Genomic DNA, 15,759 nt, shown 5'->3' on the forward strand with positions numbered 1-15,759 from the left:
CTAATAACGGGGCTTTTTTTTGCATTTTTGCTAGGAAATATTTTGAACAAGGTCATGACGGGCTGTGAGAAGGCGTTTCTTTTTCCAAATTGATATCTTGTTCGCACCAATGAAGCCATGTTTTGGCTGTGGCGGATGGGCTGGCTGTCCAATGCATTTCTAATGGGGTAAATAATGGGATATCCAGAGGAATAAAGCAGCATTGCTTGGTTTGTAAGTTACGGACGCAGCCTGGAACTAAAGCGACGGTTTGACTACTTGCAACCTGCGTTAATAATGCCTGCATGGAGATAGGTTCACTGTGAACTTTAGGTCTTATCTCGTGTTGGTGAAACGCACTAATAATGGTGTCAAATAAACTAGATGCTTGATCACGAGCAAAAAGCGTTAATGAATAAGGGGTTAAATCGGTAAGGCGTGCTGTATTTTTTTGCGCTAAAGGGTGGGAGTCGTTTACCACGAGGTAAATTGGGTCGTTGCTTAAGTGCTTGTGTCTGATTAAGCCGTCATAACCATAGTCAATGGGGCGTGAAAAACCAATATCTATGCTCCCCTCTACAAAAGCATGTAATTGTTGGGCGGCTGTCATTTCAAAAATTTTCACATCTATATTGGGTACGAATTCGTTAAAGCGTCGTAATACCGAAGGCAAAAAATGAGCACAGGCCGAACTTAAATAACCAATTCGTAAAACTCCCAGCTTCCCTTGAGCAACTAATTGAGCGTCGTTTTTAGCTTGCTCGCAGTGATTCAGAATCGCTTTCGCATGGGCGAAATAAACCTCACCGGATGCGGTGAGTGCGACATGCCGAGTATTACGTTCAAACAAACTAATACCAAGCTCTTCTTCAAGGGCATTGATATGTCGACTTATAGCGCTTTGCACCGTGTGTAGGCGAGTTGCTGCAACGGAGAAGCTTTTACAGTTGGCAACTTCTATAAAAGTTTTTAAGTGTTTAAAATTCATTTATGCTCAAAAAAGATAAATATAGGTTATTTTTATCATTTAACGCATTAGTTCTAACCTTGTAAAGTATCTCTCTTTAATATTTTTAGAGGCTATTTATGCGGTTGTCCCGTTTAGGCGAGCTTTCATTGCTCTTAGTTGCCATGTTGACCATCATGGTAGGCGCTGCTCTGGCACCAGGGTTACAAAGTGTTGCAGAAGGGTTAGGCGTCAGTGAATACGCTACTTTTCTTATAACATTACCAGCGTTAGGCGCGATTATCTTTGCCCCTTTTTTTGGTAAATTAATCGACCGTATTGGTGCGAGAACCACATTGTTGATTGGCTTATGGGGCTATTTTCTTTTGGGAGCTGGAGGTGCTTACTTGCATGGTCCCTGGCAGGTTGCGATAGATCGCATCATGCTTGGTGGCTTTGCTGCGGGATTAATGGCTTCTGGCACAGCAGTGATTTCTCAATGGTATCAGGGGACAGCACGACTGAATATGATTGCTAAGCAAGGCATGGCAATAGAACTTGGTGGTGTTGTTTTTTTGTTTGTTGGTGGGTTACTGAGTGAGTTGAGCTGGCAGGCGCCATTTTTATTGTATGTAATGGCCTTTTTGTGTGTCGTTCTGACCGTATGCTTTGTTCCCCAGCATCAATCAGTAGATACACAGGAAGTAAATCATGCCGACGTTGCGCCTCCTTCATCCTCTATGGGGTGGATTGTATTGTTTACGGTCTTGGCAATGGGCTTGTTTTTTAGTTTTATTATATCCTTACCGAGCTTTCTTGCTGGTTTACAGTACAGCGAAGCACAAACCGGATATGTTCTATCTTTTATTTCTTTGGTGGCGGTATTTTCTGCGATGACCATGCCTAAAATGGTGGCGCGCTTTAGTGTGAAACATACTTTAGGAATGGCCTTTTTAATGTATGCAATTGGACACGTAGTATTCGCATTTAGTAGTGAGAATTGGCACATTGTTACGGCTTCAGTATTTGCTGGAGCAGGGTTTGGTTTGTCTATTCCATTGCTTAACCATTCAACGGTGGAAGCCAGCAGCAGCGGTAATTTAGGGCGTAACTTATCCTTATTTGCAATGTCCGTATTTTCAGGGCAATTTGTGACTTCTATTTTGGAATTTCTACCTTTAGCGCACGATAAGGTTTTCTTGGCTTGCTCTGTTCTTGCCGTAGGTTGCAGTGCCGCCGCCTTCTTGTATTTTTCCATTAGTGCTACTGCGAAAGTGATTCCAAAGTAGTGATGACGTTTATAGTCAATTTTGTGGTGGAAGTGGTTGATTGAGTAAGGAGGTATTAGAGTAGAGTAAGGGCAAATGGAACCATCTAGATTGGCAGATTCAGCTAAGTGCTTGGGTTGCTCGATTGTTCTTGGGAGAGGCTTAATAAATGGCCTGTCAGCTTAATATGTGAGGATGGTTGATGATTCAAGTGCTTACGAAAGTTTGGGCTTTGTTGCTTGGCATAGTGCTTATTATGTTGGGCAATGGCATGCATTTTACTCTAATCGGTCTTCGAGGTGGGATTGAGGGTTTTTCTTCAGCTGAGTTGGCAATTATTACCTCGGGTTATTATGTTGGCTTTTTGTCCGGTGCTCGGTTTACGCCCCTATTGATTCGTCGTGTTGGTCATGTGAGAGTGTTTGCTGCGTTAGGTAGCTTTATGTCAGCCGGTCTAATTTCCTTTCCATTATTGACTGACCCTTGGGCTTGGACAGTAATACGTTTATTGTTGGGCTTTTGTATGTCTGGGATTTATGTTGCTGCAGAAAGTTGGTTGAATGATTCTGCAACCAATGACACCCGTGGAAAAGTTTTATCTGCCTACATGATTGCTCAGACACTTGGTATTATCGGCGCCCAGGGCTTGCTGATGTTGGGTGATGCCAGTACTTCAGTACTATTTATTTGTGCTTCTATTTTAGTTTCTATTTCTTTTGCTCCTATTTTGTTGTCTGCCGCAGCGGTACCTGCTGTAGAAGTGACAAGGCCAATGCCACTTAAAGTGTTGCTGAAAGAGTCTCCTTTGGGCACTGTCGGCATCTTTTTATTAGGATGTGTTTACGCCACTCAGTCCGGTATGGGGGCTGTATTTGCCAGTCAAATAGGCCTTTCAGCGAACAGTATTGCTCTATTTGTTGCCATGTTATTTGCCGGTGCTTTGGTTATGCAGTATCCAATTGGCTGGATGTCAGACAGAGTCAGTCGAGGCAAATTAATCTTTTGGGCTTCTTGTATTGGCGGTGCTTCTTGTGGATTTGGTTGGGTGAGCCATAGTGCTTTTTGGCCTTTAATGGTGTCCGCTTTTTTTGCCGGTGGTGTGACCACGCCTTTATATGCTTTGTTTCTTGCTTATACTAATGATTCTCTTTCAGCGAGTGATATGCCTGCAGCGTCAGGAGGTCTTGTTTTTACCTTTGGCTTAGGGGCGATTTCAGGCCCGTTATTGAGTGGTTGGTTTATGCAAACACTTGGCGCGGGCGCTTTTTGGCTGGTACTTGGCGTGACGTTTTTAGGAATTGCGGCCTTCGCTCTGTACAGTATGTCTCTGCAGGGAGGGCAGGTGCCGGTGGAAGAAACGGATAGCTACCTTGGCGTTTTACCAACCACGTCTGCCGTTGCGGTGGAAGCTGCGGGCGAATGGGCTATCGATCATGCCGAGCACCAAGCCGATTTGGATGCCGAACAAGAGTATAAGGATAAAGAACCCTAGCAGAGCATGAAGAAAAGCTCTTATAATTCTTTATATGGATGGCTGCTTTATAGGGAACCCGTTATTATGCGTGGTAATAAGGCGACTATGTAAGCTTGCCCTACAATTTTAGGATCATAATGAAAAAGAACTTTGTTTTATCTCACCCCAAAAAACCATACCAGCGTCTCATTGAAGAAGCGAAAAACGAAGTTAAGCAATACATTAAAGCAGAGCGTAATAAAGCCTTGCCAGAAGGGGCTGATTTCTGGGGATTTAACTGTAAGTTTGGTCAAGGTGCAGACAAGGCGAGAGCGATTCACGAAGGTGATATCAATACCAATATTAGTTCTGCGCAAAGTCAGCATTGGAAGTCTTTTTACCTAGAAGTTATTCCAACACCTAAGACTCGCGCCAAGCGCTCGTAGGTCGAGTAGTAAGGCGAGTTCAGTCGACGGTTTATATAATAAACAAGGCAGATCTGCGTTAAGCAGTCTGCCTTGTTTTGCTTCTGACATCCTGTTGACAATACGGTATCCTCTTGGTCATTAAACGGGCTTGTCTTGATCGCTAGGCGAATGTCTTGATTGAGCCATTAATTAGGATAAAAGGACCTTCTGTTGAAAGAATTCGAGTTGATACAAAATATCTTTCAAGCGTCTGTGATGGCTAGTACACAGGGGCGCGGAGATCTTTTGTTGGGCATCGGTGATGATTGTGCCCAAGTGCAAGTGCCGCAAGGCCAGAGTCTAGTGTTCTCCATGGACACCTTGGTCGAGGGGCGACATTTTCCTTTCGATGCAGATCCTGTCGATATTGGTTACCGTGCTGTGGCAAGTTGCGTCAGCGATTTAGCCGCGATGGGGGCGAAGCCTGCCTTTTTTACCTTGGGACTGACGATTCCGGAGTCCGATCCTCAATGGTTAGCAGGTTTGGCGCAAGGCATGGCAGAACTGGCTGAGCCAATAGGCTTGGCTTTGGTTGGTGGTGATACCACGAAAGGGCCACTGACGATTACGTTACAAGTGCATGGTTATGTAGAAGCTGACATGGCGGTAAAACGCAGTGGTGCAAAAGTCGGTGATGATATTTATGTTACAGGTTTGTTAGGCGATGCGGCGGCGGCTGTGCCGATTGTGACGGGTGAGTTGCAAGTATCAAGTGAGCGCTTTGATTGTTTCTACGATCGTTATTGGCGACCACAGCCAAGACTGATTGCAGGCATGGCACTAAAGCGCGTGGTTCATGCCATGATGGATATTTCTGATGGTCTTGCTCAAGATATCCAGCATATACTTAAAGCCTCTGGTGTCGGAGCGAATATCGATGCGAGTCGCGTGCCGATTTCCGCAGAGTTACAACGATGGCAGCCAGAATCTGCGCTGATATTAGCGTTAACCGGCGGTGATGATTACGAGTTATGCTTTACCGCATCGAAAGAACAAGCTGCCGAAATCGCCTTGATTACTCAAACGTTAAGCTTACCTTGTAGCAAGGTGGGTGAAATTGTCGCGGAAGGTTTTAGTATTCAGGGGTATGATGGCGAGCTAACAGGCTGGCAACATTTTTAGGGGTGACTATTACGCCCGTAAAGAATCTTTAGTTTTTAATTTAAATAGGTAAATGGCTTCATGGTGAATTCAGCCCCGGCGTCGGTATGGCGTAATCCGATACATTTCTTGGCGTTTGGCCTTGGTTCTGGTGCTGCGCCAAAAGCGCCCGGAACTTTTGGTACTTTGGCCGCGGTGCCTTTGTTTATTTGGTTTCTGCAAGATTTAACCGCAACGGCGTATTTTATTGTACTGGTGGTGACGTCGTTGGTAGGGATCTATCTTTGCGGAAAAACCTCGAAAGATATGGGAGTGCACGATCATGCTGGTATTGTTTGGGACGAGTTTGTTGGCTTCTGGATTACCATGTGGCTAGCGCCAGCGGGATGGTTCTATATCGTGCTGGGTTTTGTGTTATTTCGCCTATTCGATATATTGAAACCTTGGCCAATTTCTTGGGTCGATAAAAACGTACATGGTGGCTTTGGTATTATGTTGGACGATATTTTGGCCGGTATTATGTCTTTTGTTGTTCTACAGGCTTTGGTGAAGTTTGTTTTTTAAGCGTTTTTTGCCTGCTTGTTTTATCGCTATGACAAACGGTTCATTGTAATGAGTTTGTCATAGCGCATTGATGTTAATTGCTTGTACTAAGAACGTTGTTTTTGTGCCGTTTCCAGCACCCATTTTTTAAATATTTCTGCATTTGGGTGAAGAAATTGTGGGGCTGTATGGGTTAAGAAAAACGCTTCTGAGGTTTCTAATTTATCTTCAAACGGGGCAATCAAACAGCCTTCTTCCAACATACCGGAAACCAATGAGGTGCGACCGAGTGCAAAACCTTGTCCCAGTTTTGCCATTTCAAGAGCGGATATTAAGGTATCGAATTGAATTCCATGGCCCTTGTCATGGTAGTCGGTACTGGTTTGGTTGAGCCAATAGCCCCAGCCTTCTTCATAACCTAATACGTGCAGTAACCTGTGCTCTGATAGCAAGTCTTTTTCAAGTGGCAGTGGATGATCTTTGATAAGGTCAGGACTGCAGACAGGAAAGAGCTCATCCCATGTCAGTCTTTCGGCTTTCACATCGGACCATATACCTCGACCGTAGCGAATGTCCAAATCCGTGTCTTTTTCTTTTTCTTCTTTCCAAATATTGCTGGTAAAGCGTACTCGGATGTCTGGGTATTGTTCGTAAAAAAGTGGCAGCTTTGGGGCCAACCATGTAGTAAAGAAGACCAAGCTGACACGAATGGTCACTTGTCGACTCTGGCCTTGGCCAAATAATTCATCTGTGACGGCAGCCAGTCTGCCAATCGAGTCATGTATGGCGGGCATGTAGGCTAAGCCAGCATCGGTTAAGGCGAGACCTCGTGGCAGTCGTTTAAACAGGGTCGTACCCAGTTGCGATTCAAGACTTTTGACTTGCTGGCTAATGGCCGCTTGGGTGAGATTGAGTTCATTGGCCGCTTGAGTGAAATTTAGGTGGCGCGCAGAGGCTTCAAATGAACGTAACCAATTGAGTGGAGGCAGTCTTTTTTTCATGTTCGTAATCTCAACATATATTTCAATGTTAGCTATTAATTGATGCCAAAACTTCCTATTTCAGTAACCCTAAACGGAAATAGAACTTAATAGACTTTTAGATGACCATTTTTATATTTATTTTCATATAAAACAAAGCCATAGCTCTTATTCATTAGAGCTATGGCGATGAGAAGATAACACTTTTGCTGTCCTTAGCGTTCGTTTTTTTACTTCATGGTAGGCATTGAGAATTCAACGCCTTCACGAACACCAGCTGAAGGCCAACGTTGTGTCACGGTTTTACGCTTGGTGTAGAAACGTACCGCATCTGGACCATAAGCATGAAGGTCGCCAAACAATGAACGTTTCCAACCGCCAAAGCTGTGGTACGCCACTGGCACAGGCAATGGAACATTGATGCCAACCATGCCCACTTGAATGTTGTCAGAGAAGTAACGTGCCGCTTCTCCATCACGAGTAAAGATACAGGTGCCATTACCGTATTCGTGGGCATCGATAAGATCCATCGCCTCTTGCATGGTGCCGACTCGTACCACTTGTAGTACTGGGCCAAAGATTTCTTCTTTGTAGCTGACCATGTCTGAGCTCACGTTATCAATGAGCGTGGCACCAACAAAGAAGCCGTTTTCATAACCGGCGACCTTGGTTTGTCGGCCATCAACGACAATCTTAGAGCCTTGCTGTTCTGCACTATTAATATAGCCGATGACTTTCTCTTGATGAGCTTTGGTGATCACAGGGCCAAAATCGTTTGTGGCATCAGAGTAGGCACCGACGTTGAGGTTTTTCATGGCTTCTTGCATTTTTGATATTAGCGCATCTCCGGCTGCATCGCCTACAGCAACCGCCACAGACAGAGCCATGCATCGTTCGCCAGAGGAACCAAAGGCCGCCCCGACTAGCTGATTTACGGCATTATCCATGTCTGCATCCGGCATAACAATGGCGTGGTTTTTCGCACCACCTAGTGCTTGGCAGCGTTTGCCATTGGCATTGGCGGTGGTATAGATGTATTCCGCAATCGGTGTGGAACCAACAAAGCTCACCGCCTTGATATGATCATCATGCAGTAAAGTGTCAACGGCTTCTTTATCACCGTTAATCACACTCATGACACCGTCTGGCAGACCGGCTTCTTTTAACAACTGAGCGATGAAAAGCGTTGAGCTTGGGTCACGTTCGGATGGCTTAAGGATGAAGCAGTTACCGCAAACCAAGGCCATAGGGAACATCCACAACGGTACCATGGCTGGGAAGTTAAATGGCGTGATGCCAGCCACCACACCCAGTGGTTGAAACTCGCTCCAAGAATCGATGTTTGGACCAACGTTCTTACTGTGTTCGCCCTTTAACAGTTCAGGAGCGCCACAAGCGTATTCAACGTTTTCAATACCACGTTGCAACTCACCTGCTGCATCATGACTGATCTTGCCATGCTCTTCGCCGATCATGGCGCAAATTTTATCTGCATGTTCTTCTAGTAAGGTCTTGAACTTAAACATGATGCGAGCACGTTTTATCGCAGGGGTATTACGCCAAGCTGGGAAGGCGGCCTGAGCGGCTGCAATGGCGCTCTCTACTGTACTTTTAGAGGCAAGATCTACTTGCTTGCTGACTTCACCAGTAGATGGGTTGTAAACGTCTTGTTGACGAGTGCCTTCGACGATGACTTCGCCATTAATCAGTTGTCCAATGGTATTCATTTATGTTTCCTCAAAAATTATCTGAGCCGTAGAAAGGGCTCTCTATGTTTAAATCGAATTTAATCCCAAAGCTGCTTGTAAAGCTCAATGACTTCGTCCGGGCTGGGAACTCTTGGATTGTTACCCGGTGAACCAGAGGCGATCGCTTGTTCTGCCATGGTGTCGAGCAATCCCATGAAATGGGTTCTGTCGATACCAAACTCTTCAGGAGTAGGCACTTTGAGCTCTTCGTTTAGTGCTTTAAGTTCGGCGATCAGTTTTTCGTTGGCCGTGTCGTTACTGTCTTGCTGTGACGCGATGCCCATTGCGCGGGCACAATCGGCATAGCGCTGAACGGCAGCAGGAATAGAATATTCGGTGACAGCAGGGAGTAGCATGGCGTTGGATAAACCATGAGGTACATGGAAAGCCGCACCAATTGGACGGCTCATACCATGCACTAATGCGACAGAGGCGTTTGAAAAGGCGATACCAGCCAGAGTGGAACCAAGCATCATGGCTTCACGAGCGGTTTCGTCAGCGCCATCATGATAAACACGGCGAAGATTAGGGGCGATTAAACGCATGGCTTCTAAGGCTTGACCGTCACTGTAGAGGCTGGCTTTTTTACTGACATACGCTTCCATCGCATGTGTCAGAGCATCAATACCAGTATCCGCTGTGGTTCGTGCTGGTAGCGATAGGGTTAAGTTGTAATCAACTAAAGCCGCCACAGGCATGAAACCGACGCCCATGCAGAGCATTTTTTCGTCTGTGTTTTCATCTGTAATGATGGTGACTTTCGTGACCTCTGATCCCGTCCCGGCCGTTGTCGGAATGGCAATAATGGGTAAGCCCGCTTCAGTCACGACGCGAGGAAATTTATAATCGCGCATCTCACCACCAAATTTGCCTAAAATACTGATGGCTTTGGCGCTGTCGATTGGGCTACCGCCACCCAAGGCAATGATGCTGTCGTAATCGCCTTCTCTGACTTTATTAACGCCTGATTGAATCGACGCGACAGTGGGTTCAGGTACGGTGTCGTCAAAGACGTCAGCTGACATGTTTTGCTCTGCTAGAACGGCTTGGATTTTTTCCGCGTAGCCCAGTTTCACCATCATTTTGTCTGTGATGATCAATGGACGGTGACAGCCAAGGCTCTCTAAAATATTAGGAGTGGCATGACTGGCGTCTTTGCCGACTTGTAACATGCGCGGAAGAATGATTTGAGTAGACATACTGTTTCCTAATGTTATGTGTGTGAGACAAACGGTTGCGTCTTTAGTCGAGCGCATATCGCGATTTGCGCTAATGCTGGTGCAAATCGCGATTGTCGGTTTAATCAAACCTTGGGCGATCGGTTAAGATTTTGCTTCCGTTACGGGTTTAAGTTGTTCGTCTTGGTTGGTTCGAATCTCGGCTTTTAGGGATTTAACCAGTCCATACGCGGCCATAATGACGATGAAAGAGAAAGGCAGAGCGGCGACAATCGACGCGGTTTGCAAGGCTTTCAATCCACCGGCGTAAAGAAGTACCGCCGCAACCGCACCAATAGCAGCGCCCCAAAAGACTCTGAATTTTGCTGGTGGATGCTCATCACCAAAAGACACGATGGTACAAATAACCAGGGTGGCGGAGTCCGCTGAGGTGACAAAGTAAGTGACTAGCATCAAGGTACACAGGCTTGAAATGATGATGGTGATAACATCCCCTGCGTTCATGCTTTCAATGGTGGTGAACAAGGCCATGGTCGTGTCAGCGTTCACCGCTTCGGTGATGCCACCTGCGCCAAACAATTCCACAAACATCGCTGTGTTACCAAAAATGGAAATCCAGAATGCGGCAAGAAGCGTTGGCGCAATTAATACACCGAAGACGAATTCACGAATGGTACGACCTTTAGAAATACGCGCGATGAAGATGCCGCAGAAAGGCGCCCAAGCAATCCACCAACCCCAATAGAAGATTGTCCACCAACCTTGCCATTGACCTTTCGGATCAGGATCGACCCAGAAACCCAGCTCTACCACGTGGGAAACATAATCGCCTAGGTTAGTAATAAACGCGCCGAGTACATACACCGTTGGACCAAATACAATGAACAGCAAAAGGATCACGATGGTTAAGTGCATGTTCCACTCACTTAAAATCTTGATGCCTTTATTTAAGCCCGTTAAAACGGAGCCTGTTGCAATCACCGACAAGATGGCAATAAGGATAATTTGGTTGGTTGTGGAAATCTCGATGCCAAACAAATAAGACAGACCCGCGTTCATCTGCTGCGCGCCTAAACCTAGAGAGGTTGCAATACCAAATACAGTACCGAATACCGCTAGCAAATCGGCCGCGTGACCGATTGGTCCGTAGATTCGGTCTCCAAAGATTGGGTGTAAGCTAGATCGAATGGAAAGCGGTAGGCCTTTTCGGTAGGAAAAGTAAGCCAATGCCAACCCAATTACCGCAAACAATCCCCAGCCGTGAAGACCCCAATGGAAAATAGCGATGCGCATGGCCACTTGTGCAGCTTCAACGGTATTTTGTTGGGATTCTGCGACAAACGGGTTGTTTTGGAAGTGATAAATGGGTTCGGCAATACTCCAAAATAGGATGCCGATACCAATTCCCGCACTGAACAGCATGGAGAACCAAGCATAATTGCTGAATTCTGGACGATCTGAATCTTTCCCAAGACGAATATCACCATAAGGACTAAAACTGATCCAAACCGCGAAAAATAGGAAAAAACTAATTAACCCAATGTAATACCAAGCTAAGTTAGACGAAATATAGCTGTTGGCTGAGCTGTAAAGGGTATTTGCAAGGGTCGGATCGAAGACGGTAAACAATACAAATGCCGTAACTAGCAGGGCGGAGCCAACAGCTAGAATGGGATGCGTGCCGGAAAACAACCCTTTTTTTGGGAGAACATAAGATTTGTTATTCATCGTGTTGACCCCATCTGCGCGTTGTTTTTCTTTGAAGTTTGCAAAGTAAACTCAGCCAACCTGGGCTGTTCTGCGTAGATGAGACAAGCGTGCATAGTATGTTTCATATTGCGATTCTCTCTTTTATTTTTATTTTATTGTTAAGACATTTATTGACCACTAACGCAGATTAAATCCCGTCGGTTTGTCTTAATGACTTTGTTGCGAAAAACATTGTTATGAATCTCCTCTGAACTGAGAAGCAATAAAAAATTTACCTTAGACCCTATAAATTTTATGGGTCATTTTTGCCATTTTTTAGACATAAAAAAAATGATATCTGAGGCCATTTTTATTTTGCTGGTTCGCGTTCAAATTCACTCCTAAGATTCTGCTTTCGACGATTCGCTGGGTAAATTCACGATTACCAATCACGTCGTATAAACCTAAAAGCAGCCGGGTTACCGGTATAAAAATAAATAATGCCAATCTATTTAAAGCCTTTATATAAGCGGGTTTGGCACTAGGTTAACTAGGATGAAGTGAATATGAGCAAACACAATCAATTACCTTTGGCAGGTATTCGTGTGGCCGATTTTGGTCAGCAAATTGCGGGTCCTGCTGTGGCTATGGTATTGGCCGATTTAGGGGCAACGGTGGTACATATAGACCCACCAACTGGGCCCAGCTGGCAGCATCCTGCCAATGCTATTCTGAATCGAAATAAAGCGTCACTGCGATTGGATCTCAAGAGTCAATCTGGCTTAGATCAAGCGCTAGAGATTATTGCCAATGCCGACATTGTGATTGAAAGTTTTCGCCCAGATGTGATGAAAAATTTGGGCATTGATTTTGTTAAATTGCGTCAACAGCGCCCGGAATTAATCACACTTTCCATGCCTGGTTTTGCCAGTAACGACCAACTTCGCCGTGACTGGAAAGCGACCGAAGCCGTTGTCGCGGCCACGTCGGGTGCGTTTACCGACATGGGCTTTAATCGAGTGCTAATGGGCGTCAATCCAAGCTATTCGCCACTGCCTTTAGGTTCTGCTTATGCCATTACGTTAGCGGCCAGTTCCATTGCTTTGGCCCTGTTTGAAAGAGAAAAAACAGGTCGAGGTGATACTATTGAAGTACCGGTTGCGGCGGCCTTGATGGAAGGTCTTTCTTACAATTCTTATGTGGTTGATCAACTCCCTGAACGCTATAAAACCATGCGTGAATTGGAAATAGAGCACCGTAAGTTGAACAACATCGAAATGGATCTAAGCTATGAGCAGTTACAAGAGTATCTAGATCCGTTTTATCGTACTTACCTGTGTGCGGATGGGCGTATGTTTTACTGTGTTTGCCCTTCTCACCGCAATCATGCCAAAAGAGCCTTAAAAGTCTTGGGTATTTATGATGAATTGATCGCCGAAGGCTTGCCGGACGTGAAAGATTTGCATGCTCCGATTCAGGAATGGGAAGGGGAAACGTCGATCGGTGTGTACCCCTTGCCGAAAAAATGGGCCGATATTATTTCCGCTAAAATGAAGCGCGCCTTTTTGCAAAAAACCTCCGAAGAATGGGGTGTTATTTTTGGTGAAGGCCAAATTCCGGGAGCGCCTCATCGAACCACACAAGAATGGGTGAATTGTGAATACACCAAAGAGTCTGGGTTAATTGTGGAAGTGGATGATGCCGAATTTGGTACCATGAAACAGCCAGGCCCAATTGTGTGGTTTGAAGGCGAAGCTGAGCCGATGTTGTCACCAAAAGCGCGAGAAAACGTCACGTTTGATGAGGCGATAACGCGTTTGAAAGGCGCTGAAATGACAGATCAATCGACGCGCCCTCGCGGAGCAGACATTCAAGCGGCCAGCGGCGATGGATGGTTAAGTGGCATTCGTATTTTGGATTTAACCAATGTGATTGCCGGACCTCATTCGTCTGCCTTTTTGTCCCGTTTCGGTGCGGATATCATTAAGTTAGACCCAGTAACCCCTCTCTATGATCCGTTAATCGGTATTCTCTTTACCTTTCAAGCAGGGGTTGGCAAGAAGAGTGCTCTTATGGACATCACGACGCCGGAAGGCCGAGGAATTTTTGAGCAGCTGGTGAAAAGTGTCGATATGGTGGTTATGAATGCCCCAGAGCGTCAAATGGTGCCGTTAGGGTTGGATCAAGCGAGTTTGAGTGCGATTAATCCAGACGTGCTGTTTTGTCGTCTTGATTGCTTCGGTGCGCCGCGTAAAGGACGCAAAACCAATTACATTGGCTACGATGATATTATTCAAGCGAACAGCGGCATCATGAGTCGTTTTGGTCGACCAGAAACCCCAGAAGAGCATGCCCATTTAGGTACACTTGATGTGAACTGTGGTTTTGCCGCCGGTTTAGGCATGGCTCTGGCGCTTTATCAGAAACGCAAAACGGGCAAAGTAAGTCGTGTGAGAACCTCCTTGTCGGCGGTGACCAATATCGCTCAGTTACCTTTTGCGTTTGATTACGATGGTCGAGGCCCTTTTGATGAGCCGTCTGGTCGATATGTGCTTGGTAGTCATGCTTTGTCTCATTTCTATCAAACCCAAAATGGTTGGTTATTCCTGGATGCGAAACCGACGGAGTTGGATAAAATTAGTCAAATTAAAGCGCTTGAAGGCATTCAAACCAGTCAAAATATTGAAGACTTTTTAACGAATGCTTTTGTCATGCAGCAGACTGAGTTTTGGTTAGACGCTTTCCGTCAGGTGGATGTGGCCTGTGCCGAGCCTTTGTCGATTGAGCATTTGCGCGATAATAACAGTCGTCCAGCTGATCAAACGGTTGGCCTCGACCGAGGCAGCTATGCGTTTTCTGTTTATGCGGATCACCCAAGTGGGCATTGTGTCACGCAAATTGACCAATATGCGATTCGCCCAATGGAGTCGACTATTAAAGCCGCGACGCCAACAGAGAAGTTTGGCCATTCGACCATAAAAGTTTTACAAGACTTGGGTTACTGTGAAAGTGATATCAACATGATGCTAGAGAAAAAGGTTGTTGCAACTGGATGGGGAAAGGAGTTTCTACCCAGCTAAGTGGCAGAATAGCGTCACTACAGTAAAAATAATCTAGTGTTTAAAGCCCCTCGATAATTGTGACAATTAACAGGGGGCTTTAAATATTTATCGTAAATGCATTTTTACAGTAGTCAGCGATGTGTAAATAGGTAAGCGTAAGGCTCTTGATGTTGTTAGCGTGTAACTGCTTTAGGCTGATTCAGCTCTTTGCGTTTTCTGAGAGATTCGTAATAAGGCGCGTAAGTCGGGCGATCTATGTATTGTCCATCGCCAGATTCAGCGATTAGCACATTGTCATGCCAAGCGAGCTTACCATTACAAATTGTGGTTTCTGGTACACCATGAATTTCCATGCCTTCAAAAATACTGTGCTCGATTTTCGAATGATGCGTTTTCGCGGAAAGCGTTTTGGTCGCAGCAGGATTCCAAATCACTAAATCAGCATCCGCGCCAACACGAATACAACCCTTGTTTGGATACATGTTAAAGATTTTTGCTGTGTTGGTTGATGTTAAGGCAACAAATTCATTCATGGTGATTTTGCCTTCGTTTACGCCTTTCTCCCAGAGTACCATCATGCGTTCTTCTACTCCGGCTGTGCCGTTTGGAATTTGCGTAAAGTTGTCTTGTCCCATGGCTTTTTGTTCAGCACAAAAAGCGCAATGGTCAGTGGCAGTAGTTTGTAAGGTGCCACCTTGTACGCCTTTCCAAAGCGCATCTTGATGATGTTTTGGTCTGAAGGGCGGACTCATTACATGTGCTGCAGCGGTGGCCCAATCTGGATTTTGGTACACACTGTCGTCAACGGTTAAGTGCCCAGCAAGCACTTCACCAAAGACGGTTTGTCCGTGATCTTTGGCGTAGCGAATGGCGTCGACGGCTTCTTCGGTAGAAACGTGGACAAGATAGATGGGCGCACCGAGTGTGTTGGCAATACTAATCGCACGGTTGGCGGCTTCGCCTTCCACTGATGAAGGGCGAGATAGCGGATGCGCTTCTGGACCAGTCATGCCTTCGGCCATAAGTTTGTTTTGTAGGTGATAAACCAGCTCGCCATTTTCAGCGTGAACGGTTGGGATTGCTCCGAGTTCTAGACATTTTGTGAAGCTCGCCACCAAAATGTCATCCGTTGCCATGATGGCATTTTTGTAGGCCATAAAGTGTTTGAAGCTGTTTACGCCATGATCTTTTACCAGGATTTTCATTTCCTCTGCGACCGTGTCATCCCACCAGGTAATAGCCACATGAAATGAAGTGACCCCCAATAGTTGGACAAACAACATTGGGGGTTCTTTTTATGTCAAAGTACAGTCGTGCTTTTAAAATCACATTAGCTCAGCAATGC

Annotated in this window: 12 protein-coding genes; 6 read left to right on the forward strand and 6 right to left on the reverse strand. The window is 45.6% G+C overall.

All coding sequences use genetic code 11. The features are described from left to right. Window positions 1–52 precede the first annotated feature (52 nt). Window positions 53–967, reverse strand: coding sequence for a LysR family transcriptional regulator (locus DFP80_RS17385; protein WP_113918083.1), 915 nt, complete (start codon window positions 965–967; stop codon window positions 53–55). Window positions 968–1,065: 98 nt separating this feature from the next. Here DFP80_RS17385 and DFP80_RS17390 point away from each other — a divergent pair, with 98 nt between their 5' ends. From DFP80_RS17390 to DFP80_RS17410, 5 genes are all read left to right on the forward strand, one after another. Further along, window positions 1,066–2,214 (forward strand): MFS transporter, encoded by a 1,149-nt coding sequence (locus tag DFP80_RS17390; protein WP_113918084.1) that lies wholly within the window; start codon window positions 1,066–1,068, stop codon window positions 2,212–2,214. Between the two features lie 181 nt (window positions 2,215–2,395). After that, the gene (locus tag DFP80_RS17395) at window positions 2,396–3,685 is read left to right on the forward strand and encodes an MFS transporter (protein ID WP_113918085.1); all 1,290 of its coding nucleotides are present in this window, start codon (window positions 2,396–2,398) and stop codon (window positions 3,683–3,685) included. Between the two features lie 119 nt (window positions 3,686–3,804). Further along, window positions 3,805–4,092: a DUF6172 family protein gene (locus DFP80_RS17400; protein ID WP_113918086.1), complete on the forward strand. Its 288-nt coding sequence runs from the start codon at window positions 3,805–3,807 to the stop codon at window positions 4,090–4,092. Window positions 4,093–4,284: 192 nt separating this feature from the next. Next, the gene (gene thiL / locus DFP80_RS17405; RefSeq protein WP_113918087.1) at window positions 4,285–5,235 is read left to right on the forward strand and encodes a thiamine-phosphate kinase; all 951 of its coding nucleotides are present in this window, start codon (window positions 4,285–4,287) and stop codon (window positions 5,233–5,235) included. A gap of 60 nt (window positions 5,236–5,295) precedes the next feature. Beyond that, window positions 5,296–5,778, forward strand: a complete 483-nt coding sequence (locus tag DFP80_RS17410) for a phosphatidylglycerophosphatase A family protein (protein ID WP_113918088.1) — start codon at window positions 5,296–5,298, stop codon at window positions 5,776–5,778. A gap of 86 nt (window positions 5,779–5,864) precedes the next feature. Here the strand turns inward: DFP80_RS17410 and DFP80_RS17415 are convergent, their stop codons facing one another. From DFP80_RS17415 to DFP80_RS17430, 4 genes are all read right to left on the reverse strand, one after another. Then, window positions 5,865–6,758: a LysR family transcriptional regulator gene (locus DFP80_RS17415; RefSeq protein WP_113918089.1), complete on the reverse strand. Its 894-nt coding sequence runs from the start codon at window positions 6,756–6,758 to the stop codon at window positions 5,865–5,867. A gap of 209 nt (window positions 6,759–6,967) precedes the next feature. After that, window positions 6,968–8,464 carry a CoA-acylating methylmalonate-semialdehyde dehydrogenase gene (locus DFP80_RS17420; RefSeq protein ID WP_113918090.1) on the reverse strand — a complete coding sequence of 499 codons (1,497 nt, stop codon included), beginning with the start codon at window positions 8,462–8,464 and terminating at the stop codon, window positions 6,968–6,970. Window positions 8,465–8,523: 59 nt separating this feature from the next. Beyond that, window positions 8,524–9,684 carry an iron-containing alcohol dehydrogenase gene (locus tag DFP80_RS17425; RefSeq protein ID WP_113918091.1) on the reverse strand — a complete coding sequence of 387 codons (1,161 nt, stop codon included), beginning with the start codon at window positions 9,682–9,684 and terminating at the stop codon, window positions 8,524–8,526. A gap of 123 nt (window positions 9,685–9,807) precedes the next feature. Then, complete coding sequence (locus DFP80_RS17430) at window positions 9,808–11,391, reverse strand: BCCT family transporter (protein WP_113918092.1); 1,584 nt, start codon at window positions 11,389–11,391, stop codon at window positions 9,808–9,810. Between the two features lie 527 nt (window positions 11,392–11,918). Between DFP80_RS17430 and DFP80_RS17435 the strand changes: the two genes are divergently transcribed. Next, window positions 11,919–14,432, forward strand: coding sequence for a CoA transferase (locus tag DFP80_RS17435; RefSeq protein WP_113918093.1), 2,514 nt, complete (start codon window positions 11,919–11,921; stop codon window positions 14,430–14,432). Between the two features lie 155 nt (window positions 14,433–14,587). On the opposite strand, the gene hydA is transcribed toward DFP80_RS17435, so the two are convergent. Continuing rightward, window positions 14,588–15,697 (reverse strand): dihydropyrimidinase, encoded by a 1,110-nt coding sequence (gene hydA / locus DFP80_RS17440; protein WP_258546993.1) that lies wholly within the window; start codon window positions 15,695–15,697, stop codon window positions 14,588–14,590. Window positions 15,698–15,759 lie beyond the last annotated feature (62 nt).

The organism is Marinomonas rhizomae (assembly GCF_003315485.1).
Classification (GTDB): domain Bacteria; phylum Pseudomonadota; class Gammaproteobacteria; order Pseudomonadales; family Marinomonadaceae; genus Marinomonas; species Marinomonas rhizomae.